The 14,146-nt window shown below is 62.5% G+C and carries 17 protein-coding genes; 7 read left to right on the forward strand and 10 right to left on the reverse strand.

The annotated features are described in order from the left end of the window. Positions 1–48: 48 nt before the first annotated feature. Positions 49–789, reverse strand: a complete 741-nt coding sequence (locus tag AArcS_RS11710) for an SDR family NAD(P)-dependent oxidoreductase (RefSeq protein WP_238477602.1) — start codon at positions 787–789, stop codon at positions 49–51. 96 nt (positions 790–885) lie between these two features. Here AArcS_RS11710 and AArcS_RS11715 point away from each other — a divergent pair, with 96 nt between their 5' ends. From AArcS_RS11715 to AArcS_RS11730, 4 genes are all read left to right on the forward strand, one after another. After that, a complete protein-coding gene (locus AArcS_RS11715) occupies positions 886–1,338 on the forward strand; it encodes a universal stress protein (protein WP_238477603.1) in 453 nt (150 codons plus the stop codon). Between the two features lie 75 nt (positions 1,339–1,413). Next, positions 1,414–2,385 (forward strand): ROK family protein, encoded by a 972-nt coding sequence (locus AArcS_RS11720; protein WP_238477604.1) that lies wholly within the window; start codon positions 1,414–1,416, stop codon positions 2,383–2,385. 37 nt (positions 2,386–2,422) lie between these two features. After that, positions 2,423–3,898 (forward strand): LVIVD repeat-containing protein, encoded by a 1,476-nt coding sequence (locus tag AArcS_RS11725; protein ID WP_238477605.1) that lies wholly within the window; start codon positions 2,423–2,425, stop codon positions 3,896–3,898. 67 nt (positions 3,899–3,965) lie between these two features. After that, positions 3,966–4,331 carry a NifU family protein gene (locus tag AArcS_RS11730; RefSeq protein ID WP_238477606.1) on the forward strand — a complete coding sequence of 122 codons (366 nt, stop codon included), beginning with the start codon at positions 3,966–3,968 and terminating at the stop codon, positions 4,329–4,331. Here the strand turns inward: AArcS_RS11730 and AArcS_RS11735 are convergent, their stop codons facing one another. Continuing rightward, positions 4,332–4,694, reverse strand: a complete 363-nt coding sequence (locus tag AArcS_RS11735) for a cell division protein SepF (protein WP_238477607.1) — start codon at positions 4,692–4,694, stop codon at positions 4,332–4,334. It abuts the gene before it with no gap. A gap of 101 nt (positions 4,695–4,795) precedes the next feature. On the opposite strand from AArcS_RS11735, the gene AArcS_RS11740 reads away from it, so the two are divergent. After that, the gene (locus AArcS_RS11740) at positions 4,796–5,536 is read left to right on the forward strand and encodes a DUF1028 domain-containing protein (protein WP_238477608.1); all 741 of its coding nucleotides are present in this window, start codon (positions 4,796–4,798) and stop codon (positions 5,534–5,536) included. A 241-nt stretch (positions 5,537–5,777) separates the two neighbouring features. Here the strand turns inward: AArcS_RS11740 and AArcS_RS11745 are convergent, their stop codons facing one another. Both AArcS_RS11745 and pyk read right to left on the reverse strand, forming a co-directional pair. Then, on the reverse strand, positions 5,778–6,077 hold the full coding sequence (locus tag AArcS_RS11745) for a DUF7312 domain-containing protein (RefSeq protein ID WP_238477609.1): 300 nt from the start codon (positions 6,075–6,077) through the stop codon (positions 5,778–5,780). 47 nt (positions 6,078–6,124) lie between these two features. Then, positions 6,125–7,888 (reverse strand): pyruvate kinase, encoded by a 1,764-nt coding sequence (pyk, locus tag AArcS_RS11750; RefSeq protein WP_238477610.1) that lies wholly within the window; start codon positions 7,886–7,888, stop codon positions 6,125–6,127. Between the two features lie 204 nt (positions 7,889–8,092). Here pyk and AArcS_RS11755 point away from each other — a divergent pair, with 204 nt between their 5' ends. Further along, complete coding sequence (locus AArcS_RS11755) at positions 8,093–8,434, forward strand: DUF7964 domain-containing protein (protein ID WP_238477611.1); 342 nt, start codon at positions 8,093–8,095, stop codon at positions 8,432–8,434. Positions 8,435–8,461: 27 nt separating this feature from the next. Here the strand turns inward: AArcS_RS11755 and AArcS_RS11760 are convergent, their stop codons facing one another. Beyond that, positions 8,462–9,124: an HVO_2922 family protein gene (locus tag AArcS_RS11760; protein ID WP_238477612.1), complete on the reverse strand. Its 663-nt coding sequence runs from the start codon at positions 9,122–9,124 to the stop codon at positions 8,462–8,464. A gap of 237 nt (positions 9,125–9,361) precedes the next feature. Between AArcS_RS11760 and AArcS_RS11765 the strand changes: the two genes are divergently transcribed. Then, a complete protein-coding gene (locus AArcS_RS11765) occupies positions 9,362–10,783 on the forward strand; it encodes an FAD-dependent oxidoreductase (RefSeq protein ID WP_238477613.1) in 1,422 nt (473 codons plus the stop codon). 20 nt (positions 10,784–10,803) lie between these two features. Here the strand turns inward: AArcS_RS11765 and phnE are convergent, their stop codons facing one another. The 5 genes from phnE to AArcS_RS11790 all read right to left on the reverse strand — a co-directional run bounded on the left by phnE (position 10,804) and on the right by AArcS_RS11790 (position 14,086). After that, a complete protein-coding gene (gene phnE, locus AArcS_RS11770) occupies positions 10,804–11,688 on the reverse strand; it encodes a phosphonate ABC transporter, permease protein PhnE (protein WP_375139609.1) in 885 nt (294 codons plus the stop codon). Further along, positions 11,645–12,358 carry a phosphonate ABC transporter ATP-binding protein gene (locus AArcS_RS11775; RefSeq protein WP_238477615.1) on the reverse strand — a complete coding sequence of 238 codons (714 nt, stop codon included), beginning with the start codon at positions 12,356–12,358 and terminating at the stop codon, positions 11,645–11,647. Before AArcS_RS11775 ends, phnE begins: the two co-directional genes overlap by 44 nt. 10 nt (positions 12,359–12,368) lie before the next feature. After that, positions 12,369–13,277 carry a phosphate/phosphite/phosphonate ABC transporter substrate-binding protein gene (locus AArcS_RS11780; protein ID WP_238477616.1) on the reverse strand — a complete coding sequence of 303 codons (909 nt, stop codon included), beginning with the start codon at positions 13,275–13,277 and terminating at the stop codon, positions 12,369–12,371. A 75-nt stretch (positions 13,278–13,352) separates the two neighbouring features. After that, on the reverse strand, positions 13,353–13,817 hold the full coding sequence (locus tag AArcS_RS11785) for a hypothetical protein (RefSeq protein WP_238477617.1): 465 nt from the start codon (positions 13,815–13,817) through the stop codon (positions 13,353–13,355). Positions 13,818–13,855: 38 nt separating this feature from the next. Further along, on the reverse strand, positions 13,856–14,086 hold the full coding sequence (locus AArcS_RS11790; protein WP_238477618.1) for a hypothetical protein: 231 nt from the start codon (positions 14,084–14,086) through the stop codon (positions 13,856–13,858). Positions 14,087–14,146: the final 60 nt, after the last annotated feature.

Here is a 14,146-nt window from a genome sequence, read left to right on the forward strand (position 1 = left end):
CCGGACTCACATCGATAGCTCAGGCCTCAGCCTACCGTGGTTCCCGCGCTACACGTCCTCGGGCAGCCATCCTCCATCCACCTCGATGTTCTCCCCGCTGATGTAGTCGCTGTCCTCGTCGAGGAAAAAGAGCATCGCCTGTGTCATGTCCTCGAACGCGGCGGGACGGCCTCGCGGCAGTTCCTCGGGGAACTCGGCGGAGTTCTCGACGACGTACGGCGAGATGGCGTTGACTGTGATCCCGTCATCGGCGGTGTCGGCCGCGAGCATTCGGGTGAACATCAGGACGCCCGCCTTCGCCATGAAGTACGGCGCGTTCTTGGGGTTGATCAGCCCCTTCTCGCTGGAGGCGTAGCCGACGTTGACGATTCGCCCATACTCCTTGTCGCGCATAGACGGGAGCGCGCGCCGCGAGCACAGATAGGTCGCGTGGACGTTCGTGGCAAAGATCCCTTGCCAGGTGTCAAAGTCCATCTCGGACCAGTGGACAGGCGCGAACGCGCCGACGTTGTTGACCAGCACGTCGACATCTCCGAGGTCGGCTTCGACGGCCTCGAACAGGTCGTCCACCGCCTCGGGATCAGTGACATCGCCCTGTACTACCGTAGTATCGGCCGCACCCAGTTCGGCGGCGCGGTCGGCTACCTCGACGGCGGCGGCGTCGCTCGTGTTGTAGTGAACTGCCGTCTTCGCGCCGCGCTCGGCGGCCGCCAAAAGCAGTTCGCGCCCGACGCCACGCGCGCTTCCGGTTACCAGGACCGTCCGTCCATCGAGTTCGGGATCGATCATAGTCCAAACAGGCCCTCCAGCGTCAAAGAACACGGTCTTTCGGCTGGATTGGTCCACGCCAGTATATTTAACACGGGTCGTTGTGAACTGGGGAGTATGACTCTCAAGTCAGTTCTCGTCGCAGTCGGACCCGGTGACGCTGACCGAGCCGAAGAGATCGCCGAAGCAGCAGTCGAAGTCGCCAAACCCGCGGATGCGACAGTCTACCTCGCACACGTCTTCACCGACGACGAGTATCAGGACGTCCTCGACCAGCTCGAGTTCGACACCGAACTCTCGCAGGTATCGCCGGACGACACCGCCCAGCGCCACGCAACGATCCGCTCGCTGCGTGACGTCCTGGGTGAGCACGATATCGACTACGAAATCCGCGGCGCAGTCGGCGCACACGGCGAGACGATCGTCGACCTCGCGACGGAGACGGACGCGGACCGCGTTATCGTCGGTGGCCGCAAGCGGTCCCCGACCGGCAAGGCGGTGTTCGGCAGTACTGCCCAGCACGTCATGCTCAACTCGCCATGTCCGGTCACCTTTGTCCGCGAGCAGTAACCGGTCGTGTCGACGATGACCACAGCGCGCACGAAACTGAGTAATTAAGTACGACCGCACTCGTTTTTGGGATACATGGTGCATTACGCGGGCGTCGACCTGGGCGCGACCAACGTCCGGGCTGTCGTCGCTGACGGCGATGGGACCATCGTCGGCTCACACGAGCAGGGGACCCCCCGCGGCCCGACCGGAATCGCGGTCACCGAGGCCGTTCTCGGCGTGCTCCGGCAGGCCTGCGCGAACGCGAACGTCGACCCGGAATCGATCACTGCTGCCGGAATCGGCTCGATCGGTCCGCTCGATCTCGCCGAGGGAGCCGTGATGGATCCGGCGAACCTCCCGAATACGATCGATCGGATCCCACTGACTGGTCCGATCAGGAACCTGATCGACAGCGACGAGGTCTATCTGCATAACGATACGAACGCGGGCGTTATCGGCGAACGGTTCTACAGCGATCGCAACCCGGACGATATGGCCTACCTGACGATTTCCAGCGGGATCGGTGCGGGTGTCTGTGTCGACGGGAACGTCCTGGGCGGTTGGGATGGCAACGCGGGCGAGGTCGGTCATATGGTCGTCGATCCACAGGGGGAACTTACCTGTGGCTGTGGGAAAGACGGCCACTGGGAGGCGTACTGCTCTGGCAACAATATCCCAGAATACGCGAAGTGGATCCATCAGGAAGATCCGATCGAGACCTCCCTGCCCGTCGAGGACCCTGACTTCTCAGCGGTAGACGTGTTCAACCTCGCTGGCGAGGACCCACTCGCCGATCACGTCATCGATCAGGTCGCCCACTGGAACGCGATGGGCGTTGCCAACATCATCCACGCGTACGCGCCACTCGTCATCTACGTCGGCGGAGCAGTCGCGCTCAACAACGAAGAACTCGTCCTGGGGCCGCTCAAAAAGGAACTCCCGGAAATGGTGTTCACGAACGTCCCGGACGTCCAGTTGACTACGCTCGGCGACGAGGTCGTCGTCAAGGGCGCACTCGCAAGCGCGATGACCCGCGGCACCGGCGACCGGACGAAGCTCCACTGACCGGGGGCTTTATTTTCTTCTCGGACCGACGGTATGTATGCGCCGCCGAACCCTCCTCCGTACCGGTGCGGGTATTCTCGCCGGAACGACCGTTGGACGTGTCGCCGCACAGGACGACGACAACGGCTACGAACCGCTCGGAAGCGTCGAGATTCCGGGAGCAAAAGACGCCGCGGTCGTCGATGGTGAGGTCGCCTACGTCGCGGCGACTGACGGCTTCGTCACGGTCGACCTTTCCGATCCCGCGGAGCCAGAGATGCTCGCCGAAGAACGCGGGATACCTGAGGACGGACCCATCGACGCCATCTGGGATCTCTGGCCCGATGGCGACAGGCTTGTCGTTGCCGGACCAGCCAACCCGACGTCTTTGACGCCGACGGTGATGCTGTACGACGTGAGCGACCCCGCCGACCCGGTCGGCATCGATCTGTACGAACCCGGCTATCCGGTCCACAATACCTTCTTCGAGGACGGGATCATCTACCTCACACAGCACGGCGACGATGGACATCCACTCGCGATAGTCGACACTGCGGACGACGAGCTAACCGAGCTCACTCGATGGTCACTGCTCCAGCACGACGACGACTGGAGCGGGGTCAACCAGCGTCTCTATCCGATCCACGACGTCTACGTGCAGAACGACCTCGCGTATGTATCGTACTGGGACGCCGGACTCTGGATCCTCGACGTGAGCGATCCGGGCGATCCGGAGTACGTCAACCACTTCGGCGACTACACGCGCGAGGAACTCGAAGCGATGGATGACGAACGCGCCCTCTGGGAACCGCTTGCCCCGCCCGGAAACGCGCACTACGCGCAGGTGGACGAGACCGGCACCCTGCTCGGTGTCGGCAAGGAGGCCTGGGAGACCGAAGACGGCGACGGGGAGCTGGTCGGCGGTCCCGGGGGGATCGACCTCTGGGATATCGAGGACCCAACCGATCCCGAACATCTGTCCCATATCCCTGCACCGGAAGCCTATGACAACACGCAGGAAGGGCAGTTTACAACCGCGCACAACTTCGATATCGTGGACGGGCGCCTCTACTCCTCGTGGTACTTCGGTGGCGTCAAGATTCACAACGTGGAGGATCCCGAAAACCCCGAGGAGATCGCGTGGTGGCGCGAACCCGACGAGGCGGTGTTCTGGACTGCCCAGTCGGGTCTCCCCGGCGAGTTCTTCGTGGGCAGCAGTGCTGAGAGCGACGGTGGCTTCGAACTGGCACCTACGGGTGCGCTCTACACGTTCCCGGATGAACGGGGCGAGCAGGCGTCACCGCCCTCGCTGACCGAACCGCCCGAAGGAACCGATGACAGCAGTGGCGACGAACCGACCGATGGGAACGATGATGTCGAGGCGACTGATGAAGACGGGGATGACACTGACTCCGGCGATTCCGATGACGATCCAGTTCCCGGTTTTGGCCCCGTCGTTGGTGTACTCGGTGTCGGCCTCGGCGCGTGGCGATACGCGAAGCGGAACGATCGAGAAAACCAACACCGTAAATGATGGACGTTACGCCCACAGACGCCAGAAACCCGAACCCTTTCGATGCTCCGGATCCTACCGTGTGATAATGAGTACCGACGCGTCCGAAGAGGTAGGCGACGCCGAGAGTCTGGCCGAGGAGATCGAGACCTGGCTGGTAAAGCAGATGCCGATCATCAAGATGCACGGCGGCACCAGCAACGTCCGAAAGGCCGATCCCGACTCCGGCGAAGTCGTCATCGAACTCGGCGGGGGCTGTGCGGGCTGTGACGTCGCGGATATCACCTCCGGCAATATCGAGGCGGAGCTCCTGAAGAAGTATCCCGAGATCGAGGAGGTCACCGTCCGCGTCCCCGACTCCGGTGAAGCCTTCGGTATCGATCAGAAAGAAAGCATCATGGGCATCGACCGGACCGAGGGCGGCCGCGGCGACTTCAAGGACGGTCGCTGGTAGTTACGCGCCGTCGCCGAGTTTCGTCCGGCTGATCTTGATCCCCGTCGGCGTGACGATCAACTGATCGTCGCCTTTCTGGACGATGTCGCCGTCGACTTCTTCGGCGACCTGTCGCAGTTCGTCGACGACGTGTTCGACCGTGCTGTCCTGCGTGCGCAGGCGAGTAATGTCTGCGATTACGAGGTCGCCGTCGTAGACCGCGTCCTTGATGTCGATGACGTCTTTCTGGCCGCCGATCTCCGCGATGTGTACCTGCATCGCGGCGTCGCTCGCAGCGGATTCGAACTCGTCGAGGTTCAGTTCCACGTAGTCCTCGGCACTCCGGGAGTTGCGGTCGCCGAGAATCGAACTCATCAGTCCCATATCACTACATCTCCGGGGGAATGGGTATAGTTCTTACGTCAGACGCGATCGCCGGACAAAGCAGGGATGGTTTTTTCGCACCGGACTCCCCAGAGTCGTGTATGACGTTCAGTATCTGTGTGCGTGAGGAGTATACCGACGACGAAGGGGGCCACCAGACCCGGTTTGGCGTTGCTGTCACGACCAGACTGCCCGCCGTCGGGACGCTCTGTCCGTTCGCCAGCGAGAACGGTGCGGTGGCGACCCAGAGCCTCGTCAACGTCGATCTCGGCCGGGACGGCGTCCGCTATCTCGACGAGGGGCTGGCGGTCGAGGATGCCCTCGACGCTCTGTTAAACGCCGATGAGGGGCGCGCCCAGCGCCAGCTCCACGGCGTCGACGCCGACGGCTCGTTTACCTTCTCCGGCGAGGAATGCAAAGGCTGGTTCGGCGACCACGACGGCGGGAGCTACACCGTCGCGGGCAACCTCCTAACCGGTCCTGACGTCATCGATAGCGTGGCCGACACCTACGAGGAACTCGCACACGAGGAGTCGGTCGATCCGCTTGACGATGACGGCCCGGCACCGCTGGCCGAGCGCCTGGTCGACGCGCTGGCTGCCGGTCACGCCGAGGGCGGGGACAAACGCGAGGAACTGCCGATCCAGAGCGCCGCTCTGATCGTCGCCCGCACCGAGGACGCGGAGATGGAACCGTACTACGACGACCTGCGGGTCGACGCGACCGAGACGCCGATCACCGATCTGCGGGAGACCTACGAACTGGCCCGCGAGGGGTATCAGGACGCCGTTGCACTGTACGAGGAGGCCTACGCTGAGGACGATCTGGACGCCGACGAGTAATCGAGTGTGCAACAGCCTCATAGTCAAGTGGTTCGAGACGCGGAGCGTCTCGTCAACACCTGTGGGGACTATCGTTCCCGTGGATACGCCTGTATCTGCAAAGCTCGTTCGTGAGATCACATCTCACGGGCTATCAGACCTATTCTGACAACGTCGTGGAAACAGGAAGCACCACGCTCAAGCGCGAGCCATCAGACGAGCGGTAAAGCGGAGCAGTTCAGCAGTCGTGCTGACGGCGTCCTCAGGCGAACACGGTCACGGTTCTGGCGAGAATCAGTACCGCAATGAGGACGCCCAACACGACGAACACGGCGTTTTCGGCAGCGATCGTTTCCGGCTCGATCGACGTGTCGATGCGGCGGTCTTCGTTGACAATACCGTTCTCATCGACATCGTCGACGCCAAATCGCCATTCGTCGTCGGCTTCAATCTCGACGTTGTTCGCCGAGTCGGGCGATGGATCCTCACGTCCAGCTGGCGGTCCTGTCGGGGGCTGCTCGGATTCGCCCCGACGTTCCGGTTCACCGCTGCCGTCAGTCATACTGGTCGTTTGCGCTCCAGTGACAAAAGACCGCGGCTCTCCGCGCGCTACTCGTCAGCGACGGACCGGCGTGCCTCGAGGATATCCCCGGCGTAAACGACGCCGCGTTCGGCATCGACCGTGACACGATCGAGATTCTCGATTGCATCACCCAGCGGTGCGCCACTGATCATTGGGATGTCGAGTTCGCGGGCAACCATCGCTGGATAGCCGGTCAAACCGGGCCGAGAGTCGACGATTCCGGCCAGCTTCTCCGTATCTCCGGAGAACTCCCCGTCGAAGTCGGGGGTGAGAGCGAGGATCGCATCCTCCGGCACCTCCGAGAGGTCCCCGTCTTCGGAACCGACAACCGGCCCCGAGACGCGCCCGTCGACGACGACCCGACCGGACGCAACCGTTTCTGCGGCGATGTGAACCTTGAGGAGATTCGTCGAGTGAACGTCATCGAACTCGGTCATCATCCCAGAGAGAACGACCACAGTATCACCGCTTTCCGCGATTCCAGTATCCATCGCCGCCTGGACGGCGTTTTCGATCAGTCTGTCAGAGCCTTCCTCGACGAAAATCGTGTTTGCGGGCTGGACGCCACCGGAGAGGGCGAGCCTGCGACGGACGCCCTCGTTCGGTGTCGCCGCGACGACGGGGACGCCCGGCCGGAACTTTGCGGTCTTGAGTGCGGTATAGCCGGACTCGCTTGCGGCGACGACAGCGCTGGCACCGATATCCCGGGCGAGATAGCGGGCCGAACGAGCGAGTGCATCGGTCCGCGTGTCGTCGGCCGTGGGGACACGCTGTTCGCGGAGTTCGCGATATTCGGTGCTCTGTTCGACTTCGCGAACGATCCTGTCCATCGCCTCGACGACACGGACCGGGTGGTCACCGATCGCCGTTTCACCTGAGAGCATCACTGCATCAGTTCCATCGAGCACGGCGTTGGCAACGTCGGAGGACTCCGCTCGGGTCGGGCGTCGGGCATGCACCATCGAATCGAGCATCTCCGTCGCGGTGATAACCGGAACACCGGCTTCCCGGCATTTCCGAATGATCCGTTTCTGGACGACTGGGACCTGTTCCATCGGACACTCGACGCCGAGGTCGCCGCGGGCGACCATGATCCCGTAGGACGCCTCGATAATCTCGTCGAGATTATCGACTGCGCCAGCGCGCTCGATCTTCGAGATGATCGGGATATCGGCCCCGTTCTCTTCGAGCACCTCGTTGACCGCATAGACGTCTTCCGCGTCGCGAACGAAACTCGCTGCGACCAGGTCGACTTCCTTCTCGGCCGCGAGCGCAAGATCGCGGCGGTCTTTTTCGGTCACGACATCCAGATCCAGATCCACGCCGGGCACGTTGACGCCTTTTCGAGCCGTGAGTTCGCCACCACTGATGACGTTGGCGTAGATCTCGTCACCGTCGACATCGGTGACTGTGAGCTCGATTCGCCCGTCGTCGAACAGCACGGTGTCCCCGGCGTCGACACCCGTGATCGGGATCGAGAGCCCGACAGCCTCGGGCGTCGCGTCATCCCCCTCGTAGAGGCGGATCTCGGAGCCGGTTTCGAGTTCGATCGCCCCGTCGATATCGGCGGTTCGGATCTCCGGACCCTGGGTATCGAACATCGCCGCGAGCGGATCTTCCGACGCCTGACTGACCGCCTGAATCCGGTCAATCAGATCGGCGCGGTCCTCCCGGTTCCCGTGGCTCGCGTTGATACGTGCAACCGACATTCCCGCATCCGCGAGGTTCCGGAGCATACTTCGAGAGTCCGAGGCTGGCCCGATAGTGCAGACGATTTTCGCGTTTCTCATACCCCTACCTACACCCGACTGGTCAAAAAACGCAATGATTACGCCTCAGCGTCCGAACGATCATTTACTTTTTGTACGTTCGAAAAACGATCGTAATGGAGATACACGTGCAGTTCTATAGCCCAAGTTCGAGGTGTGGACGGTGTTTTGTTGCTGGAGTATCTATGTCGGTACCCTCTTGATGCTCCGGACTAACCGCCTGGCATGAACGACGACGGAATTCTCTCGTCGCTGCCGGACGCCCCGTTAACGACAGACGCCGTCGATGCCCTTGACGCGAGCAATAGTGTGCGCGAGGCCACCGTAGTCATGGTTCGTGGTGGCGGCGGTCGCGCGGGACCCGATGAGGACCACACTGACGACGTGCTACTTGCGACAGATAACCGGATCCGGTATCTCTCACGGGTTCCCGAAGACGGCTGGTCGGTCGAGTACTCCCAGTCCTATGGTGAAGAGGAGTACGATGGCGTCTTCGAGGAAGTGCTCGCGGTTGCACAGGAGACCGCAGAACGGAAATATCAATCCCAGACCGAGTTCGAACTGTAATCCGGAGTGACGGGTTGAGGAAGGTGCTCAGTCAGACGTCTCGACCGGTGCGCCCGGTGCGTTCGTCTTCACGCTCTGTAACCCCTGCTTTGCCTTCTGTTTGGAGGAGTACCCCTGACCGCTGTCGGCGATGATGTTGCCGTTGTCGTGGACGAGCCGCCAGCGCCACTTGGCCGCCTTGTCGGCGAACAGCTCTGCTGTCGCATTACTGCCAGCAGGGTCGGTCTCCACCGGTTCGTCCTTGGACTGGTCGACGATGTTTGCACCGGCGACGTTACGCTTGACGCTTTTGAGCCCTTGCGTTGCTTTCTGTTTCGACGCGTATCCCTCGCTCCCGTCGGCGATGATGTTGCCGTTGCGGTGGACGAGTCGCCAGCGCCATTGGTCGGCGTTGTCCCGATAGACCTCGAAGGTCGCCTTGCTGGCGACGACGTCCGTTTCGATATCGTCCTCGCCTTCCTCCCACTCGACGGCGATGTCGAGGCGTAGCTGGTCCCCATCGCGCTCGATCTCGACGTCCAGATCGGACTCCTCGGGCGGGGTTACCGTGACTGTCTGTTCCTCGTCGACCGGGACCGGCTCGCCGCGGGCGAGTCGACGTGAGAGCCGACGAAAGAAGGTAGCGAGTCCGTTTCGACTTCGTGTTGCACTCGATTCGTGTAGTGACTCGTCCTGATTCGTATCCGGCATACGGCTATTGGTTGTAGACTACGAACATAAGATTGTACCCCAACCGGCTGTAACCACTGAAACGACAGTTGTCGAATATGACTCCCGTGTGTCGCTCACAGAGACCAGAAACTACTGAACAACAGTGTAGGATGTCTCGGAAAGCGTCGATCTGCAGTTCGACAATCAACGAATCTTCGGCGGAAAGAACATTAGTTATATGCTCTGAGTACCGTCGTGGGAATAACGACCCTGCATATGACCGGTAAGTACGACCTCGTCATCGTCGGTGGCGGTATCAGTGGTGCGTCGCTCCTGTATACAACCGCGAAGTTCACTGATATCGACTCGATCGCGCTGATAGAGAAGGAATCCGAGCTCGCGGCGATCAACTCTCATCACACCAACAACTCCCAGACGCTTCATTTCGGAGATATCGAGACGAACTACACCCTCGAAAAGGCCGAGGAGGTAAAGGAAGGTGCGGAGCTGCTCGCGGGATATCTCGAAAACTACGACGACGGCCGCGAGATGCACGCCAAGCGGAGCAAGATGGTGCTGGCCGTCGGCGAAGAGGAGGTCCAAGAGCTGGAAGAGCGATACCACGAGGACGGTTTCGGCGACCTGTTCCCAAAACTGCGCCCGATCGGTCGCCAGGAGATGGCCGAAATCGAGCCGAAGGTCGTCGAGGGCCGTGACGAGGATGTCGAGATGCTCGCCCTGCAGACGCCGGACGGCTACGTCGTCGACTACGGCGAGACGACCAAGTCGTTCGTCGAACGGGCCGAAGAGGAGGCCGCAGTCGATGTCTACACGGGAACGGAAGTCACCGACATCACGCCCACGCTCGACGGTTACACGATCGCAACCGAGAACGGCCGCTTCGACTGTGAGGCGACCGTCGTCGCTGCCGGCTCACACAGCCTCCAGATAGCCCAGGAGCTGGGCTACGGCGAGGACCTGTCACTGCTCCCGGTCGCGGGTAGCTTCTTCCTCGCCGACGAAGGGCTGTTGAACGGGAAAGTCTACACTCTCCAGATGAAGAAGCTCCCGTTCGCGGCCGTCCACGGCGACGCCGACGTTCACGATCCGGGGATCACGCGCTTTGGCCCGACGGCGAAGGTCGTCCCGGCGCTCGAACGTGGCCGGATCTCCACCGTCGGGGACTTCCTCGACGTGTTCGGGATGAACCTCGATTCCCTGCTCAGTTACGGGAACATCATGGCCGACCGAATCCTCCTGCCATTCGTCCTCGAAAACCTCCTGTACGACCTCCCAGAAGTCGGCCCGCGCCAGTTCCTGCCGGACGTCCAGAAGGTCGTCCCGAGCGTCGAACTGGACGATATCGAGCGCGCGGAGGGGTACGGCGGCGTCCGGCCGCAGATCGTCGATACCAGCGAGAAGTCCCTGGATATGGGTGAGGCCAAGATCGTCGGCGATGACGTCATCTTCAACATCACGCCCTCGCCGGGTGCCTCGACCTGCCTGAAAAACGCCATGCAGGATACCTATACCGTACTGGAGTTCCTCGACGGCGAGTACGAGTTCGACGAGGAAGCGTTCCGATCGGACACGATCGGCAACTTTCCGCGGCCCGAGGACAGTGCGGTCAGCGGCCCCAGCGCGTCCGGGACGACCGACGCCGAGGCTGCCGGTGACGCCGCAGCGACTGACGACTGAGCCGAATCGCTCGGTGTGAGCTAGCTCGTCCGCTCACGATCAAGGCCAAACCGATCCCGCAACCGGTTGGCGACGAGTTCCACGCCCACGACGAGCACGAGGATCACGACGATCGCGGCCATCACGCGGGTGTAGTTGCGAGCTCGAAAGGCCATGATTAAGGGGTAACCAATCCCACCCGCGCCGACGATCCCGAGGACAGTGCTTTTGCGTGCGTTGATCTCCAGATAGAACAGGATCCACGCGAGATACGCGGTCGACACCTGGGGGAGGCGCGCGGCCGAGGTCGTCGCCAGCAAGCTCGCGCCGGTCGAACGCACGGCCTCGACGGGTCCGCGGTCGATCTCCTCCATCTCGTCGGCGAACAGGCGGCCGAGATCGCCGACCGTCCCCGCGGCGATCGCGAGCGTCCCGGCGACGGGCCCCAGTCCGGCGAGGACGACGAACAGCAGGGCATACACCATGCTCGGGATGGCGCGCGCGCCACCCAGGAAGAGCCGGACGCTCGCGTGGACGTATCGCGGTGTGACGTTGCTCGCGGCCAACACGCCCAGAACAAACGCGAGCGGGAGTCCGATCGCCGTCCCTGCGGCAGCGATACCGAGCGTCTCGGCGGCTGCCGGCAGGAGTTGTGGCGCGTCGGTGACGAGTTGCTCCCAGAGCGGGCCGGGCAGCAGCATCTCCTCGACCAAAACTGACCGGAGGTTCCCCCGGTGGGCCCACAGGTACGCCAGGTCGAAGCCGAGCCAGCGCGTCGTCGCGAAGAAGCCGGCGATCAGGGCGAAGAGGGCGACGATCTGTCGTGCAGTCCGGCGTCGCCAGCGGCGCTGAATACGCTCGAACTCCTCCTCGACCGCGGACTTACCGGATGTCACGATCGTACACCTCCGCGATGCGGTCGGCATCGACGTCCTCGGCGGGCGCGTCGAGCACGAGTTCGCCATCCGCCAGCCCGAGATACCGATCAGCAACACCCCGGGCGAGTTCGGGCTGGTGCAGGCTCACCACCCCGACGAGATCTTGGTCGTGAACCACCGCGGCGAGTCGATCGAGAACGGATCCGGCCGTCGCCGGATCGAGGCTGGCGACCGGCTCGTCCGCGAGCAGGACTGCAGGCTCCTGCTGGAGCGCACGGGCGATACCGACGCGCTGGCGCTGGCCTCCCGAGAGCGTCCGGACCGGACGGTCGGCGTAGCCGTCCAGACCGACCGCGTGGAGGCGTTCGATCGCGGCGCGTTTCTCCGCCGGATCGTGCCAGCCGAGTAGTTCCCGCCAGGTCGGCTCGCGCCCGAGTGAGCCGTCCAGAACGTTGTCCAGCACCGATTTCGAGTCGAGCAGCGCTCCGGACTGAAAGACGAGTGCGATGTCGGTGACGCTAGGTTCGTAGCCGTCCAGTGAGACCGTCCCTTCGTCGGGCTGTTCCAGTCCGTTCAGACACCGGACCAGTGTGGTTTTACCCGCGCCCGAGCGGCCGACGAGAACCGTGAGTTCACCGTCCTGAAGCGTTATCGAGACGTCACTAACGGCAACGTCGTCGTCGTACCGTTTCGTAAGGTGCTGGACTGTAAGCGCCACGGCGGTCGACTTAGTCGTCGCCTTCGGCTTCGTCGAGGGTCTCGATGTCGACGCCCATCTCCTCGGCGATTTCACGGACCTGTTCGTACAGGCTCGCGTCGTACTCGCCGTACTGGTCGACGCGGTGCTCTTCGAGATACTCGTCGGGCGTGGCCTGAATTCGCTCGCGGAGTGCCTCGACGACGTCGTCGGGGGTGTCCGGCGTCGCGGTGACGACGTCGAACGGGATGGGGTCGCTCTCGGCGATCTTCACGATATTGTCGTCGTCGGGGTGCTGAAAGTCGCCGTATGCGGCGGCGTCGACGTGACCTTCCTCGAGCACGCGGAGCGCGGCGTCGTGGCCTCCCGCCCAGTCGATGTCGAAGTCACCCGGCTCCGTCTCGACCGTCCCGGCGTCGAGTCCGGCCTCCGAGAGCGTGTAGCGTGGGAAGATACCCCCGCTCGCCGAGAACGGGTCGACCATTCCGATCGTCCTGTCGTCGAGATCGTCAAGCGTCTCGATATCCGTCTCGGCCCGCGTCGCGATGTAGGTGTGATAGGCATCGGAACCGTGCGACCAGTTGATCGCCAGCGGATGGACGCCGTCGTCCATCGCCAGCGAGAAGATGATCGGCGAGAGGTTTGCGATCTCGGTGTGGCCCTGCAGGACGCTCTCGACCACCGCGCTGTAGTCGGTGGTCGGCGTCCCCTCGACGGTCAGTTCGTCGAAGCCATCTTCGAGCCACTCGAACGTTCCGCCGTAGTTTCGCTGGAGTTCTTCTGCGTCCTGGAACGGCGGGAGGCCGAACTCGATTTCACCGTCGGCCCAGGCAGCAACGGGATACTCGTCAGCGTCGATCTCTTCACTGGACCCAAGACAGCCAGCTACGCCGGCGACTGCGCCGGTCGCAACCGCTCCCAGATACGTACGTCGGTTCATACCACCAGTCAGTAGTAGCGAGCTATAACACTGGCGAATACCACTCGGTGTAATCAACGATGATCGGAGATCCGATTAGAGCACTACGAACACGACGGAGACGAGCGGAACCAGTACCGCAACGTAGACCGCAGCCGAGAGTGCCCAGTCCCTGCGGATCGTCGAGCGGCGGTTCGGATGCAGATCGACCCGTGGGAACGGCACCAGCACGAAGAAACCAACCATCAGCGCGTAGAGTACGACCGCAGCGATGATCGTGGTCCTGACTCCAGTACCCAAGAGCCCTTCGCTCGTGAGCAACAGCCAGACGAACAGCGGGCCGGTGAGGACGCCCGAGAGATAGTGAACGAACAGCGCCAGCCGTTCCGGTGCGGCCCGCGGCGTCGTTTCGGTCAGCACCGCTGCAGCCACAAACGGCGGTGTCGGCCCCTCCGGGAGCGTACCCATTACACGATCCATGGCCAGCGTCGCGAGCGCGCCAGCGACGACGCCGAACGCGAACTGCAGCGATATTGTCAACGTGGCGAGAAACGGATCCATATCTGTGAATACGTGGGATCCGTCTTTGTTCTGATGGTTCAGACGTTGGTGGGAACACGAGCTAGTACTGCTGTCACGAGCAGGAATGTGACGCCGACGAGTCGCACCCGTGTCGCTGCATCGTCGCGGGGATCGAACTCAACGGCGAGCAGGCAGACGTAGCCCCTTCCGGCTATCCCTAACAGTCGGTCAGGAACGAAGAGAAGGACGACGCCGACCAGCATCGTGTCGAAGGGACCGATACGGACCAGCGTGATTCTCCTTTGCATCGGTGGTAGATCGGCGCGGCGAGAAATCGTAGGTTGTGCTGACACCACACAGGCGTTTCA

This window comes from Natranaeroarchaeum sulfidigenes (assembly GCF_017094485.1).
Lineage (GTDB): Archaea > Halobacteriota > Halobacteria > Halobacteriales > Natronoarchaeaceae > Natranaeroarchaeum > Natranaeroarchaeum sulfidigenes.